The organism is Acidithiobacillus sp., assembly GCF_027322205.1.
In the GTDB taxonomy this organism is placed as follows: domain Bacteria; phylum Pseudomonadota; class Gammaproteobacteria; order Acidithiobacillales; family Acidithiobacillaceae; genus Acidithiobacillus.
The window spans coordinates 1-14759 of the sequence record NZ_DAHVHY010000008.1; the positions used below are offsets into that span (position 1 = coordinate 1).

Below are 14759 nucleotides of genomic sequence, written 5' to 3' on the forward strand. Positions count from 1 at the left end.
GTTTGCCAGGAACCATGGTTGCGCAGTCCGCGCAGTTTACGTTCCAGCTCCGCATCCGCGGTCACCACCATTCCACCATCCCCGGCACCACCGAGATTTTTGCTGGGGAAGAAAGAAAAACAGCCGAGGTCGCCAAAGCTGCCTACCCGTTGTCCGTTAATGTCGGCACCAATGGCTTGGGCACAATCCTCAACGACCCGTAAACCATGCTTTTGAGCGAGCGCCATGATGGCGGGCATATCCGCAGGTAAGCCGTAAAGATGTACAGGGATGATCGCTTTGGTTTGTGGCGTAATAGCTGACTCAATGCCGGCAACGGTCATGGCATAAAAACGCTCATCCACATCGACAAAAACCGGCGTGGCGCCCACATAAAGCACGGCTTCTGCCGTCGCGATGAAAGTAAAGGTGGGGACGATCACCTCATCACCGGGACCGATCTCCAAAGCGCGCAAGGCCAGCATCAGGGCATCCGTCCCGGAAGCGCAGCCCACACCGTGCGCAACACCGGCGAGGCCTGCCACCTCCGCCTCCAGCGCACGCCCCTGATTTCCCAGGATAAAGCTGGCATCGTCCAGAATTTTCCCCATCCCCGTCAGAATCTCTTCGCGCAGCGGCGCAAAGTGCGCGCGCAAATCAACCATGGGAATTGCTGTATTTTGAGTCATGTATCACCGTCCAAAAAACGTCAAGACCAACACGAACACATGGCTCAGTGCTGTAAAAAAGCCTCCACGGCCACCCGCACCTGCAGCGCCGCTGCCAGCACTCGCCGACCCGCGATGCCATCGCAAAACACCGGCTGGTGCATTACGATGGCATTCAGGAAATCCTCAATCTCCGCCGCCAGGGCATCCCTTTTAGGTAACTCCACGGCCTCATCACGCACACCGGGAATGCCTGGCACCGCTCCCGCGCCGCGATGGTAGATATGCAGGGTATTGTTGAGAAAATCCACGGAGGCATAACGATCCTGCCAAAAGATACGCATGCGCCGCGCAGGCTCCCGCACTACCCGGGAGGCCGCCAGATTGGCTACCGTCCCATTGTTCAGCGTCATCCAGGCATTGGCCATGTCGGCCTTGTCCGTCACTGCCGCGACCCCTACGGCGCGCACGTCTACCGGCTCAGCACCGGTCAGCAGCAAAGTCAGATCCAGATCGTGAATCATCAGATCCATGATCACATCGATATCCAGCGAGCGCGGCTTGAAAGGCGCCAGACGTTCCGCTTCGAGATAACGGGGCGCTCCGTAGCCAGCCTGCCGCAAGTGCTGAATCGCCGGATGCACCCGTTTGATATGGCCGACTGCCAGCGTCAGGTGACGTTCCTGCGCCATGCCGATCAGTGCATCCGCTTCTTCGGTATCCAGGGTAAAGGGCTTTTCGACCAGACAGTGCACACCGACCTGCATGGCCGCTTCTGCCACCGCGAAGTGGGTGGAGGTGGGGGTGGCAATGGACACCGCGTCCACTTCAGCCAGCAACGCACCAACACTGGAAAAAGCCCTGCAGCCCAACTCTGCCGCCACCACCGTTGCGCGCTCGGCATGTTGATCGAAAATACCCACGAGCTGCGAAAGTGCTGCATATTTCTGAGCATGGAAACGCCCCAGATGACCCACCCCTATGACGCCAGTTCTCATGTTTTTCATGGCCGGGTAATCCCTCGCTTGCTGCTGCGAATAAAGTCCAAGAGATAGGCCACTTCAGGCGCATTCAAACCATGTTCCAAAACTTCGTCCATGGCACCATCCAAACGTTGCCCCGAACGGAAGAGCAGGCGATAAGCCCGCTTAATCTGTAAGATAGTCTCCCGGGAAATACCGCGCCGCGCCAGGCCGCGAACGTTAATCCCGTGTAGCCTGGCATGGTTACCCGCCGCCATCATAAAAGGCGGAATATCCAGTGGAGCCATGGTACCGCCGCCGAGAATCGCATGTGCCCCTACCCGCGCATACTGATGTACTGCCGACAATCCGCCGAGGATGGCGTGATCTTCGACACTGACATGACCGGCAAGTGTGGCCGCATTGGCCATCACCACCTGATCGCCGATACAACAGTCATGGGCCACATGACAGTAGGCCATGAGAAGGTTGTGATTACCGATTCGCGTGATCCCACCACCTTTCACGGTGCCACGATTGATGGTCACAAACTCGCGTATCGTATTGTGTGAGCCGACTTCGAGTGCAGTAGGTTCGCCGGTGTAGCCAAGATCCTGCGGAGCAGTACCAACAGACGCAAACTGAAAGATATGGTTATGGGTCCCCAAGCGGCTAGGGCCTTCAATCACCGTATGCGCACCGATCTGGCAGTGGTCGCCGATTTCCACTCCTGCGCCGATAACCGCGAAAGGCCCGATTACGCAACCCTCGCCGATCCGTGCCAAGGGATCGACGATAGCCTGCGGATGAATTTGCGCGGTCATTGGACATGCTCGCGCAATGTGGCCAATAACAGCGCCGAAGCGACTTCCGCACCATTGACCAGCGCCACCGTTTCCATCTGCCACATACCGGAACGCCGGCGGCTTACATTGGCGATGAGTTCCAACTGATCACCGGGCGTCACCGGCTTGCGGAAACGTGCCTTATCGATCCCGGCAAAATAAACCGCTGCATTATCGCCATACTTGTCTTCGGAAACAAAGGCGAGGAGGGCCGCCGCCTGGGCGAGCGCTTCAATGATGAGCACCCCCGGCATAACCGGAAATCCCGGGAAATGCCCCTGAAAATATGGCTCGTTCATGGTGACATTTTTCAAAGCACGTAAACGCTTCCCTATCTCTATTTCAATCACCCGATCCACCAGCAAAAATGGATAGCGGTGTGGCAAGCGTTTAAGAATATCCTGAATATTCAGCTCATTCACGATCAGACGACTCTCCGTTTGTAGATAAATCCTGCCCGACTTCACGTTCGATTCGCTTCATCCGGCGGAACAGTGCGTCCAGCCCGTTAAGACGCGCTACGATGCGTCGCCAACGGTTCACTTCCTGTGCAGGGATCACCCCTGAATAAATACCGGGACGATGCAAAGAATGCGTCACCGCGCTCTGTCCGGCGATCACACAGCCATCGGCAATTTCTATGTGGCCGGTAATTCCCACCTGACCACCGATATGGCAATGACGACCAACCCGCGTACTTCCTGCAATACCTGTCTGTCCGGCGACAACCGTATGCGCGCCGATCTGGACGTTGTGCCCGATCTGCACCAGATTGTCTATCTTTACCCCATCTTCAATCACCGTGTCGGCCAGCGCACCTCGGTCAATGCAGGAGTTGGCACCAATCTCCACGCCATTTCCAATGAGCACACGACCCACCTGCGGTATCTTCAGAAACCGGCCATCGGCCTCGGCAAAACCAAAACCATCGGCACCGATCACCGCGCCCGCGTGGAGGATGCAATCGGCACCCAGTTTGCAGCCCGCATAAATTTTAACGCCGGGATAAAGATGTGACCCGCGCCCCACCGTCACGCCCGCACCAATAAAGGTACCGGCCTCCAGCCAAACATCTGCCGCGATCACCGCTCCGGCCGCTATCTGCACATAGGCATCAATGCGGGCACCGGGATCCACCTGCGCGTCTCGCGCCAGTTGTGCCGTATGATGCAGTCCAGGCTGAAGGGTGCCCTGCGGATAGAGGTACTGCATAATCCGCGCAAACGCCGCGTAGGGATCGTCCGTCAACAGGCAGTTGCCGGCAAACTTCTCCGCATCCTGCGGAGTAATAACCACAGCTCCGGCCTTGCTCGCTTTTAGCAGATTTCGCAAACGCGGGTCCCGATAAAAAGCGAGGTCCGCACTGCCGGCCATATTGAGAGGCGCCACGCCACTGATCTGATACCCAGCATCGCCACGCACTTGAGCGCCAGCCACTTGCGCAAGATCACCGAGGAGATACAGGCCATGCGCCACCCTATTTACTACCGTTCACTTTGGAAGCAGGTTTGGCCGCCATCGCTGCCACCACCTGCGAGGTAATATCAATGGCGCCATTGACATAAAGCACAGACTTATCATTGAGGATAACCGTATAATGCCCGGCGCGCCCAATTCTGCTCACCACTTTGACCAATTGATCCTGTATGTTTTTCAGAATCTGATTACGTTGATAGTTCAAACCATCCTGGGCCTGCCGCTGGAACTGCTGCAAATTGAGAATCATACTCTGCAGTTGCGCCTCTCGTTCCTGCCTTTGCGCATTGGTCAGATGCGGAAAATCTTTTTCCAGGGTCTTTTGAAAGGCGTCGACCTGTTGGCGCTTGGCCTCGATTTCCTTCTGCTTCGCCGCTATCTGTTTGTTGAGGCTGGTCGCGCCAGCCTGCGCCTCAGGCAATTCGCGCAATGCACGGTCGAGATCCACAAAGCCGATCTTCAGCGGGTCTGCCCACGCCACCGCCGAAGCCAACATCAACAGGAGAACGACCCCAATGAGAACGACCCCAATGCGCAACTGTCGGTTCATATCCTAACACCGCACCATCAAAAGTTATTACCCACAGTGAACTGCAAGGGCTGGGTCAAATCGCCCGGCTGCTTGTTGAGCGGTACAGCGAGAGACAGGCGCAAGGGTCCCATCGGGCTGATCCACAGGAAGCCGACACCCGCCGTCGTCCGCATTTGACCCAGACTCGGGAAGTAACTGTTGTTGTAAGTGTACTGATTGCCGCTAGGGTCCGCGTTGACACCATAAACCCACCCACTGGCCAAAAACAGTGACATTCGGAAATTGTTATTGTTTGCGAGGCCCGGTAGCGGGAAATACAGGCTGGCATTAAACAATAACTCGCGGGTACCACCTACGGGATAGCCACCCACCAGTGGTCCTAATGAGTAGGTCTGATAACCCGGCAGGGTAGTCGGGCCACCCATATAGTAGTTATTAAAGAACGGGACCTGCTTGCCCCCATAGCCGTTAATAACCCCGTAACGGCCACTTAACCCAGCCGTCAACCAGGAATTAATGGGATGGTAGTAGTCCGCTTTAATCTCCGCCTTGTACCAACGCAATGTTGCAGGGGGCACCGCCGCCTTCAGCGACAGACTTCCATAAAACCCTTTGGTGGGGAAAATGGGTGAATTCCGGCTGTCATAGATCAGGTCATTACCCACGGTCAATGCCGTGGCGGTATTACCAAAGGTACTGACATAATTCTGGTAAATTAGCGGCGGATTAGCAAACAGGTTAATCGTCGTATTACTGAACCCCAGTGACATATAATCATAGACATACTGCATCACCGGAATACCCAGCGTGGTAGTTCCGCCGTAATCAATTTCCTGATAAGGGGCTACAGATAGAATGGAAAGATTGGTGTTGTTCCGATACAGACTAAAGCCGAGACTGATACCGTCCGGCGTAAAATACGGGTCTGTAAAGGAAAGGTTATACGCCGTCCCCAGACCACTCACATTCGCCGAGAACGCTAAGGCATTACCGGTCCCCATGAAGTTGTTCTGGCTGATAGAGCCGTTGAACATGATACCGTAGGCATTGGAATAACCAACACCGATACTGAAACTGCCGGTCGGTCTTTCGCTCACATGGACGTCCAGATCCAGTTGATCAGGATGCCCGGGAACCGGTATGGTTTTGGTATCAATCTTGTCGTAAAAACCCGTCTGCTGCAGACGCATCTTGGAACGTCGGATCAGCGCACCATCATAAAGGGCGCCTTCCATCTGCCGGAATTGACGCCGTACCACATAGTCCCGGCTTTTGTCATTACCGGTGATCTCGATACGGCGAATATAGACCTTACGACCCGGGTCCACCTCAAAGTTCAGAGCCACTTCGTGGGTTTTCGCATTCACTTTGGGCACCGGCGTGGTATTGGCAAAAGCATAGCCCAAATTTCCCAGCTTATTCGCAATGGCACTATTGGTGTCGTTGATCTTGGCTCGGGAAAATACTTCGCCCGGTTTGATCTCCACCAGCTTTTCCAGTTCCGGCTTCGGCACGACTAAATTACCACTCAGACCCACTGATTGGATATGATAGAGACTCCCTTCGTGCACATTGACGGTGATATATACAAAGCGTCGATCCGGCGTTACCTGCACCTGACTCGATTCGACATCAAAATTCAGATAACCCCGGTCCAGATAATAATTATGGAGTTTCTCCAGGCCTTTCATAAGCTTTGCACGGGAATAACGATCATTTTTAGTGAAGAAGGAAAATGCATCCGGTGTGCCGATACTGAAAAGGCCGCGCAGACGGCTTTCACTGAAGGCATGATTACCCACAATGGTCACCTGCTTGATGGTCGCCTGTTCGCCTTCCTTCGCGTCAATATGGATGGCCACCCGGTTACGTGGCAACTTTTCCACTCGCGCATGAATCTTGGCATTGTAATAGCCCATGCCTTCGTACTGCTCCTGCAGACCATGCACCACCTGATCCAGGATCGAACGATTAAAGATGTGCCTGTCCACCAGGCCGACACCCTTGAGCGTGCCATTCACCTCGCTTTTGGAAAAAGCCTTGACGCCCGTCATCTTGATACTGGAGATGATGGGCCGCTCCTGCACGATGACCAGCAGATTGCCGTCAGAGCGGGCGATGGTCACATCCTTGAAGAATCCCGTGGAATAGAGATCCTTGATGGCCTGCTGCGCCTTCTGGTCATCCACCTGCTCGCCAATATGGATGGGCAGGTAGTTGTAGACTGTGCCGGGCGCGATGTGCTCCAGGCCACGAATTTCTATATTCTTGACGGTAAAGGGCGTAAATGCCCAGGCTGGCGCCGCCCAAGCGGCGGCAACACAAGCCACACCGGCAGCGAAAAGGATGGGAGAGGCCGAACTGAGGCTGAATTTTTTCACGGTGTCAGCAATCTCATAATATCATTGTAGAAGGCGAAGGACATGAGCATCAGAAGCAGCACTATACCGATCTGCTGCGCTTTTTGCACCACCACCGCAGGGAGTGCTTTACCACGCACCATCTCCACGGCGTAAAACACCAGATGCCCCCCATCCAGAATCGGAATGGGCAGAAGATTAAGCACCCCCAGACTGATACTGATCAGCCCGAGAAAAGACAAAAATGGCGCCAGACCGGCTTGTGCCGATTGCCCGGCAAATTCCGCGATGGCAATCGGACCACTGATATTGTCCGGAGATACAAAACCCTGCACCATCCGTACGATCATCTCGACGGTCATGAGCGACATCCGCCAAGTCGTTCGTGCCCCATAGACCAGGCCCTCCAGAGGCCCTCGCTCGCGCAGGACAATCAGATTTTGGGGGAGAGGTGCCATGATGATGCCGATACGGCCTACCGGCTTTCCGGCCTTGTCGAGAAACATCTGCGGAGTGAGACTTACGGCTTTTGCAAGGCCTTGCGCCGTCACATAACGCAGCCGGATCACTTTGTCGGGGTGCGACTCGACATGCCGGGCCAGGCTCTCCCAACTGGAAATCCTATGCCCATCGATGGCGTCCACGCGGTCTCCTGCTCGCAACCCGGCCAGTTGTGCCGGGCTATGCGGCTCTACGGTACCGATGACGGCGGGCAGGTAGGGCTCCATCCCGATGACTTTACTGATAAGGTCCGGCCCCACAGCATCGGCGGTAAGCGTCTGCAGAGGCAGCACATGGGTCACCTGGGCGCCATCACGGCGCGTCGTCTGCAGGGTCACCGGAGTGCGTGCAATGGCCGCTGAGAGGAGCCCCATACGCAGATCCTCCCAAGTATAGACAGGCTGCCCGTCGAGCCTCGTGATACGTTCCCCCGGCTGCAATTGCGCCTGAGCTGCAAGGGAATGATCCTGTACCAGACCGACGATGGGTGCCAATCCCGGAATGCCGAGCCATGCCACCCCAGCATAGGCCACGATGGCAAACAGAAGGTTAGCCATCGGTCCCGCCAAGGCAATCAAAAAGCGTTTGCCGGGCACGAGATTATCAAAGGCCCGTTTACGGTCTTCGGCCGAGACTGGCTCACTGCCCTGTTCGCCGAGCATTTTGACATAGCCGCCCAAGGGTAGCGCGGCAAGCACATACTCCGTCTGATCCCGCCCCCAACGGCGGCTGATCAGGGCTGGCCCAAAGCCTACACTAAACCTGAGCACCTTGACGCCCATCAATTTGGCGACCGCGAAATGACCAGATTCGTGGATCAGCACGAGGATGCCGATAGCCAGAATAAAGGCTCCTATGGTCTCAAGAATCTGCATTTGCTCTCGGGAAGGTCACTGCATACCCGATCTGTACCGACAAAGATGGCGGACTGCAGTTTCCCGTGCGAGCTGATCGACGGCCAGCACAGCATCCAGATGATCCGGAGCGGCAGGCTGTAATTCGGTAAGCGTGTCTTCAACGACGGCCGCGATACGGGAGAATGGCAGGGCACCATCCAGGAAGGCCTGCACCGCCATCTCATTAGCCGCATTGAGCACGGTCGCGGCGGCACCTCCAGCCCTCAGCGCGCTGAAGGCCAAGGCCAAACAAGGAAAACGCTGTAGGTCCGGCGCTTCGAACTGCAGATCCGGCCCACGCGCCAGATCCAGCGATGAAACCCCGCTTTCCATGCGCTCCGGGTAGGCCAGGGCATGGGCAATAGGAGTGCGCATATCGGGGTTACCCAGTTGCGCCAGCACGGAGCCATCCACGTACTCCACCATGGAATGGATGATGCTCTGCGGGTGGATCAGCACATCAATCCGGGATGCGGGGAGATTAAAGAGCCAATGCGCTTCGATGACCTCCAGACCCTTGTTCATCATGGTCGCGGAGTCTACGGAGATTTTCCGGCCCATGACCCAGTTGGGATGGGCACAGGCCTGATCCGGCGTTACGGCCGCCAGGCGCTCCATGGGCCAGGTCCGGAAAGGCCCCCCGGAAGCGGTCAGCAGAACACGGCGCACGCCCTTGCCTTCAGCAAAGCACTGGAATACGGCATTGTGCTCACTGTCGATGGGGAGCAGTATCACCTGATGATGCCGCACCCGCTCCATGAACAGGCTACCCGCCATCACCAGACATTCTTTGTTGGCGAGATAAACCTTTTTCCCTGATTCTACGGCAGCCAGGGTCGGTAACAGTCCCGCAGCACCAACGATAGCGGCCATCACTTCGTCCACGCCATCCATACGTGCCGCTTCTGCCAGCGCCCCCGGGCCACTTTCCACACGGATATGCTTCAGACCCATATCACGCAGGATAACGCGCAACTGCTGCGCGGCCTCTGGAGCGGCCATCACCACCAATTCAGGGTGATGTTGCTCACACAATGCCTGCATCTCTGCGACGCGGTGATTGCCGGTGAGCGCAACGATCCGGAATTGATCGGGGTGACGCGACACCACATCCAGGGTGCTCTTGCCGATGGAGCCTGTAGCCCCGAGTATGCAGATGCCTCGTGTCATTTCCACCAACCCAGATAATAAAGCCCGGCTACAAACGCCGGAATGCCCGCACTCATGCTATCCAAGCGATCCAGCAGGCCACCATGCCCTGGCAACAACTGGCCACTATCCTTGCAATCGGCGCGGCGTTTTAGAAAGCTCTCGGAAAGATCGCCCAAGACCGCGAAGGCGCCCGTAATCAACCCCAACACGGCTCCGCAAAAGAGGGTCGGGGCTGCCGCACCTATCCACATCCAAGCCCCCAGTGTGCCCATAATAGCGCTGGCAAGCAAGCCACCCAGCAAGCCCTCCCAAGTCTTGCCAGGGCTGAGGCGGGGCACCAATCGATGACGCCCCCAGATCTTACCAAAAGTCATCGCACCCACATCATCCGCACTGATGACCAAAATCACCCATAACAAAAACTGTGGGGCACGCTGCTGCAAAGACAGACTGAACAGCAAAGCAGGTAAAAGCACAGGAAAAACCGCCATGGCGCTCACCGGGCGCTGCCAGGCCGCTGCTTCGCGTAATAAAGAGGGCGGTATCCATATCAGCAATGCCGCGAACAGCGCCCACCAGATCACGCTGCCCTGTGCCAGCGCGGACCAGGGCAGATGCTGCGCGAGAATGGACACCGGAAGCAGCGCTGCCAATACCAGGGCCAACCCGTTTGGGCAGGCTAGCAGACTGAGGTGAGCCCACTCCTGTCCCGCCAGGAACGCCAGCAGCATGAGGAAAAGGAGAAAAACCCAGAAAGGTGCCAAAAAAATCAGCACAAGAACCAGCAAAAACAACAAAGCGGCGGTGATCAGTCGCTGACGGAGCAATCGTCCTCCAGCACCTGATCACCCGTCCGTCCAAAACGTCGTTGCCGATGTGCGAAAGAATGCAGGGCATGCTCCAAAGCCGTACGGTCAAAATCCGGCCAAAGCGCATCACTGAAATAAAACTCGGTGTAAGCCAACTGCCAAACCAGGAAATTACTGATGCGCTCCTCGCCACCAGTACGAATCAGCAGGTCGGGCTCAGGGATGTCTGCCAGGCAGAGATACCGGGCAATGTGTGCCTCAGAAAAGTCCTCAAGGGCGAACTCTCCCGCCTGCGCTGCCGCTATGGCTGCACATGCTGCCTGCGCAATATCCCAACGTCCGCCATAATTCACCGCAAGATTGAGCTGGAGTCGCTTATTGTTACGAGTGAGTGCCTCAGCCTCTTCGACGAGTTGCCTTATATCGCAATCCAATGCGCTGCGATCGCCGATGACGCACAGGCGAACGCCATTCTCATGGAGTTTACGAACTTCCCGTCGTAACAAAAGGCGGAAGAGATTCATCAACAAACGCACTTCGAGGGCCGGACGCCGCCAATTTTCGGTACTGAAGGCAAAAAGCGTCAGGTAGGGAATGCCGAGATCCACGCAGGACTGCACCATTTCGCGCACCACTTCCGCACCACGCCGATGGCCAGCCACCCGCGGCAAGCGCTGGCGGTACGCCCAACGGCCATTGCCATCCATAATGACGGCAATGTGACGTGGCGTAGCAGGCAAGCCTTCGTCAGCAACAGACATGAGTCAGACCTCCATGAGGTCAGATTCCTTGGCCTCCACCACCGCATCCACTTCGTCAATAAAGCGGTCCGTCAGCTTCTGAAATTCTTCCTCGGCACGCCGCTCTTCATCTTCCGAGATGGTTTTCTGCTTGCGCAGATCTTTGACCTGAGAAATGCTGTCACGACGGATGTTGCGAATAGCTACACGTGCCCCCTCACCCTCCTGCCGGACCACTTTAACCATTTCCTTGCGGCGTTCTTCGGAGAGTGCTGGCAGCGGAACCCGCACATTATCCGAACCCGCCACTGGGTTCAGCCCCAGGCCGGCATCGCGGATCGCTTTATCGATCTTGGGAATCAGATTCTTTTCCCACGGCGTGACCAGCAGCGACCGGGCATCGGCGACCGAAACCGAAGCAACCTGCGCCAAGGGTGTCAGAGACCCATAATAATCCAATTGCACATGGTCAAGCAGGCCGGCACTGGCCCGGCCCGTTCGCAGTCGGGTGAGTTCCCCCTTCAGGGACTCGATACTTTTCTTCATCCGGGTTTCGGAATCTTTTTTAATCTCTTGAATACTCATGTAATCTCTCTGCGCACCGAGGTGCCTTCCTCTTCACCCAGCATCACCCGCATCAACGCGCCGGATTTATTGATGGAAAAAACGATGATCGGCATGTCATTATCACGGCAAAGGGTGATGGCCGTTGCATCCATGACCTGCAGATTCTGCTCCAACACCTGACTATAAGACAGTTCCCGGTAGCGCATGGCCTCAGGGTGGGTAACCGGATCATCGGTGTAAACGCCATCGACCTTGGTTCCCTTGAGCACCACCTCGGCATTGATTTCCACAGCGCGCAGACTGGCCGCCGTGTCCGTAGTGAAAAAAGGATTACCGGTACCGGCACCAAAAATCACGACCCGCCCCTTCTCCAGATGACGGATAGCCCGCCGCCGGATATAGGGCTCCGCCACTTGCTCAATGTGCAGCGCCGACAACACTCGGGTTGGCAAACCCAGATGTTCCAGGGCATCCTGCACGGCGAGCGCATTCATGACCGTCGCCAGCATACCCATATAGTCGGCAGTAGCGCGGTCCATACCTTCAGCAGCTTTGGCCATACCCCGGAAAATATTACCACCACCGATCACGATGGCAACCTGTACTCCGGTATCAGAAACATCCTTGATTTCCCGTGCCATACGCTGCACAACCTCACGGTCCACACCATACTGACCGTCGCCCATGAGTGCCTCCCCGCTCAGTTTGAGGAGAATGCGGGAGTACAAGGGCACGGTCATTCAGGACCCCCGGACTTGCGCCATGACCTCGGTGGCAAAATCCGCGGCGGGAGCCTTCTCAATCCCTTCACCCACCTCGAAACGCACAAACTCCAGCACTTCGACACCAGGAAAGCCCTGCACCAGTTGACCGACACTGCGGTCGGGGTCTTTGACGAAAGGCTGCCCGGTGAGAGCGATTTCATTGAGCAGCTTGTTCAGACGTCCGGAAATCATCTTCTCAATGATGTCGGCGGCCTTACCACTGTCTGCCGCCTGAGCAATGAGGATGTCCTTCTCACGGGCCAGACGCTCAGGAGAAACCTGACCGGGATGGATCACCTCGGGACGCGCCGCCGCCACATGCATGGCCACATCACGACCGAGTTCGCCAGTAGCTGCCTGACCTTCCAAGGCCACGAGCACACCGATGCGGCCACCATGAATATAGGCACCGATCACACCTTCCTTGACCTGCAGATGCTGCAGACGGCGCAAACTGATGTTCTCGCCAAGCTTGCTGACCAATCCCTTGCGGCGTTCTTCCACACCCGCATCGGCCAGTAAAGCGCCCGCTTCTTTGAAACCCTGCGTCAGAGCCTGCTCAACACAGTCCTTCGCCAAGGCCAGAAAATCTTCATTTTTGGCCACAAAATCGGTTTCGCAGTTCACCTCAAGCACGACGCCCCGCTTCTGGTCACCACTGAGTGCCGTAACAATGACCCCCTCCGCAGCGACCCGACTCGCCTTTTTGTCGGCCTTGGCCAGACCGCGCGCGCGCAGGAGGTCGATAGCGGCCTCCAAATCACCATCGGCTTCGGTCAGTACCGTTTTACATTCCATCATGCCGGCGCCGGTGCGCTCGCGCAGTTCTTTGACCTGTTGTGCACTGATAGCCATGAATGCTCCTTGGTTCTGGTGAATGCTTTTAGTCGGCATCAATTTCTATCGTTTCTTCATCCACCTCGACGAATTCGTCGAGCAGCGCAGACTCCCCACCCTGACGGCCATCGAGAATGGCATCGGCCACCAGCGAGGCGTACAGACGAATGGCGCGGGTGGCGTCATCATTACCGGGGATGGGATAGTCGATGAGCAACGGATCACAGTTGCTGTCCACCACGCCGATCACCGGGATACCCAACTTGCGAGCTTCCATCACGGCAATATTTTCATGGCCGACGTCAATCACGAAGATGGCGTCCGGCAGACCGTTCATGTCTTTGATACCGCCGAGGCTGCGCTCCAGCTTGTCGCGCTCGCGGGTCAGGGTGAGCACTTCTTTCTTCGTCAGCTTTTCCATGGTGCCGTCGGCTGTCATCTGATCCAGCTCGTCAAGACGGCGAATGGATTGACGGATAGTCTTAAAGTTCGTCAGCGTACCGCCCAACCAGCGCTGATTGACGAAGAAGGCGCTGCTGCGACGGGCTTCCTGCTCGACCGCCTCGCGTGCCTGGCGTTTGGTACCGACAAAAAGGATACGGCCATGCTTGCGGGAAATCTGCTCGATAAAGCTCAGCGCGGTGCGCAGCATCGGCAGGGTGTGCTCAAGGTTGATGATATGAATACGATTACGCTCACCAAAGAGATATGGCGCCATCTTCGGATGCCAGTAACGGGATTGATGACCAAAGTGGACGCCAGCTTCCAGCAGGGCGCGCATGGTTACATTGCTGCTCATAAGGGTTTCTCCAGTTTTCAAGGGTTATGATCCGCCACGCACCCCAGGCAGCCATCCTCGCGGACACCCGGCTGACCTGTATCGGTGCGTGTGAGTATTTGGGCCGAAGCCCAGCGCGTTTTAGCATAAAATCGGGCTCTCTGGCAAATCACCGTGAGGTTCAGATGGTCTCGAGGTGCTGGTCTGCCCTCCATGAGGCGGCCACAGCGCATTATTCACCATGCCGATGCCACCACCAGTACGCCCCCGCCCCCACAATCAGCAGCAGCAGAAGCGCGATCTGCACATGCTGAACGCTTTGCAACAGGCTCTGTAGCGAGGCACCCAGGACATAACCGATCCCGGCAATGGCGGCAGCCCACACCGCGGCCGCCATCGGATTCATCCACAAATAGCGGCGTGCCGGGTAGCGGTGCACTCCCAGGAGGATGGGAGTGATGGTACGCGTGCCATAAATGAACCGGAACAGCAATGTCACCCAGTCACCAAAGCGGCGGATCAAGCCCTCGGCCTGATTCACATGGCGGCGCAGAAAGCGCGGCAGAATATTCAGTAGGCGTTCACCATAACGATGACCGAGTTGGTACAGCACCTGATCGTTGAGGGTGCTGCCCAGCCAGGAGACGAATATCACCATGGGAAGATCCAGGACGCCGGCATGCGCCAAGGCACCGGCAACAATTACCACCGCTTCCCCTTCCAACAGGGTGCCAATAAAGAGGATCCAGTAACCATACTGGCGTAGGAAAGCGATAATCACCGCCAACGTGATGGGTTGAAGATGCAACCAGCTCAGCACCTCGTTGATCACATCAATGATTGCACCCTCTTTCTGCCAGGAGCGTCTCCGGCATGCGCAACAATAGCAAAGG

General features: G+C 56.5%; 16 protein-coding genes. All 16 read right to left on the bottom strand.

The window, feature by feature from the left end; all coding sequences use genetic code 11:
- A partial coding sequence (locus M7F93_RS02465) for a DegT/DnrJ/EryC1/StrS family aminotransferase (protein ID WP_298168517.1) occupies nucleotides 1-668 on the bottom strand: 668 nt, incomplete at its 3' end.
- 44 nt (nucleotides 669-712) lie between these two features.
- A complete protein-coding gene (locus tag M7F93_RS02470) occupies nucleotides 713-1654 on the bottom strand; it encodes a Gfo/Idh/MocA family protein (RefSeq protein ID WP_298168520.1) in 942 nt (313 codons plus the stop codon).
- Nucleotides 1651-2433, bottom strand: coding sequence for an acyl-ACP--UDP-N-acetylglucosamine O-acyltransferase (gene lpxA, locus M7F93_RS02475; RefSeq protein ID WP_298168523.1), 783 nt, complete (start codon nucleotides 2431-2433; stop codon nucleotides 1651-1653). Before lpxA ends, M7F93_RS02470 begins: the two co-directional genes overlap by 4 nt.
- Nucleotides 2430-2876 carry a 3-hydroxyacyl-ACP dehydratase FabZ gene (gene fabZ, locus M7F93_RS02480; RefSeq protein WP_298168526.1) on the bottom strand — a complete coding sequence of 149 codons (447 nt, stop codon included), beginning with the start codon at nucleotides 2874-2876 and terminating at the stop codon, nucleotides 2430-2432. Before fabZ ends, lpxA begins: the two co-directional genes overlap by 4 nt.
- Nucleotides 2869-3930 (bottom strand): UDP-3-O-(3-hydroxymyristoyl)glucosamine N-acyltransferase, encoded by a 1062-nt coding sequence (lpxD, locus tag M7F93_RS02485; protein ID WP_298168529.1) that lies wholly within the window; start codon nucleotides 3928-3930, stop codon nucleotides 2869-2871. The genes fabZ and lpxD overlap by 8 nt, the downstream gene beginning before the upstream one ends.
- A gap of 1 nt (nucleotide 3931) precedes the next feature.
- Nucleotides 3932-4480, bottom strand: coding sequence for an OmpH/Skp family outer membrane protein (locus tag M7F93_RS02490; protein ID WP_298168535.1), 549 nt, complete (start codon nucleotides 4478-4480; stop codon nucleotides 3932-3934).
- Nucleotides 4481-4497: 17 nt separating this feature from the next.
- Complete coding sequence (bamA, locus tag M7F93_RS02495) at nucleotides 4498-6843, bottom strand: outer membrane protein assembly factor BamA (RefSeq protein WP_298168538.1); 2346 nt, start codon at nucleotides 6841-6843, stop codon at nucleotides 4498-4500.
- On the bottom strand, nucleotides 6840-8198 hold the full coding sequence (rseP, locus tag M7F93_RS02500) for an RIP metalloprotease RseP (RefSeq protein ID WP_298168540.1): 1359 nt from the start codon (nucleotides 8196-8198) through the stop codon (nucleotides 6840-6842). The genes bamA and rseP overlap by 4 nt, the downstream gene beginning before the upstream one ends.
- 15 nt (nucleotides 8199-8213) lie before the next feature.
- A complete protein-coding gene (gene ispC / locus M7F93_RS02505; RefSeq protein ID WP_298168543.1) occupies nucleotides 8214-9389 on the bottom strand; it encodes a 1-deoxy-D-xylulose-5-phosphate reductoisomerase in 1176 nt (391 codons plus the stop codon).
- Nucleotides 9386-10198, bottom strand: coding sequence for a phosphatidate cytidylyltransferase (locus tag M7F93_RS02510; RefSeq protein WP_298168546.1), 813 nt, complete (start codon nucleotides 10196-10198; stop codon nucleotides 9386-9388). The genes ispC and M7F93_RS02510 overlap by 4 nt, the downstream gene beginning before the upstream one ends.
- Nucleotides 10180-10941, bottom strand: a complete 762-nt coding sequence (uppS, locus tag M7F93_RS02515) for a polyprenyl diphosphate synthase (protein ID WP_298168549.1) — start codon at nucleotides 10939-10941, stop codon at nucleotides 10180-10182. Before uppS ends, M7F93_RS02510 begins: the two co-directional genes overlap by 19 nt.
- Nucleotides 10942-10944: 3 nt before the next feature.
- Nucleotides 10945-11505 carry a ribosome recycling factor gene (gene frr, locus M7F93_RS02520; RefSeq protein WP_298168552.1) on the bottom strand — a complete coding sequence of 187 codons (561 nt, stop codon included), beginning with the start codon at nucleotides 11503-11505 and terminating at the stop codon, nucleotides 10945-10947.
- Complete coding sequence (gene pyrH, locus M7F93_RS02525) at nucleotides 11502-12227, bottom strand: UMP kinase (protein ID WP_298168555.1); 726 nt, start codon at nucleotides 12225-12227, stop codon at nucleotides 11502-11504. Before pyrH ends, frr begins: the two co-directional genes overlap by 4 nt.
- Nucleotides 12228-13106 (bottom strand): translation elongation factor Ts, encoded by an 879-nt coding sequence (tsf, locus tag M7F93_RS02530; protein WP_298168558.1) that lies wholly within the window; start codon nucleotides 13104-13106, stop codon nucleotides 12228-12230.
- Between the two features lie 28 nt (nucleotides 13107-13134).
- Nucleotides 13135-13887 (bottom strand): 30S ribosomal protein S2, encoded by a 753-nt coding sequence (rpsB, locus tag M7F93_RS02535; protein ID WP_298168562.1) that lies wholly within the window; start codon nucleotides 13885-13887, stop codon nucleotides 13135-13137.
- Nucleotides 13888-14098: 211 nt separating this feature from the next.
- The gene (locus M7F93_RS02540; protein ID WP_298168567.1) at nucleotides 14099-14698 is read right to left on the bottom strand and encodes a DedA family protein; all 600 of its coding nucleotides are present in this window, start codon (nucleotides 14696-14698) and stop codon (nucleotides 14099-14101) included.
- Between the last annotated feature and the right edge of the window lie 61 nt (nucleotides 14699-14759).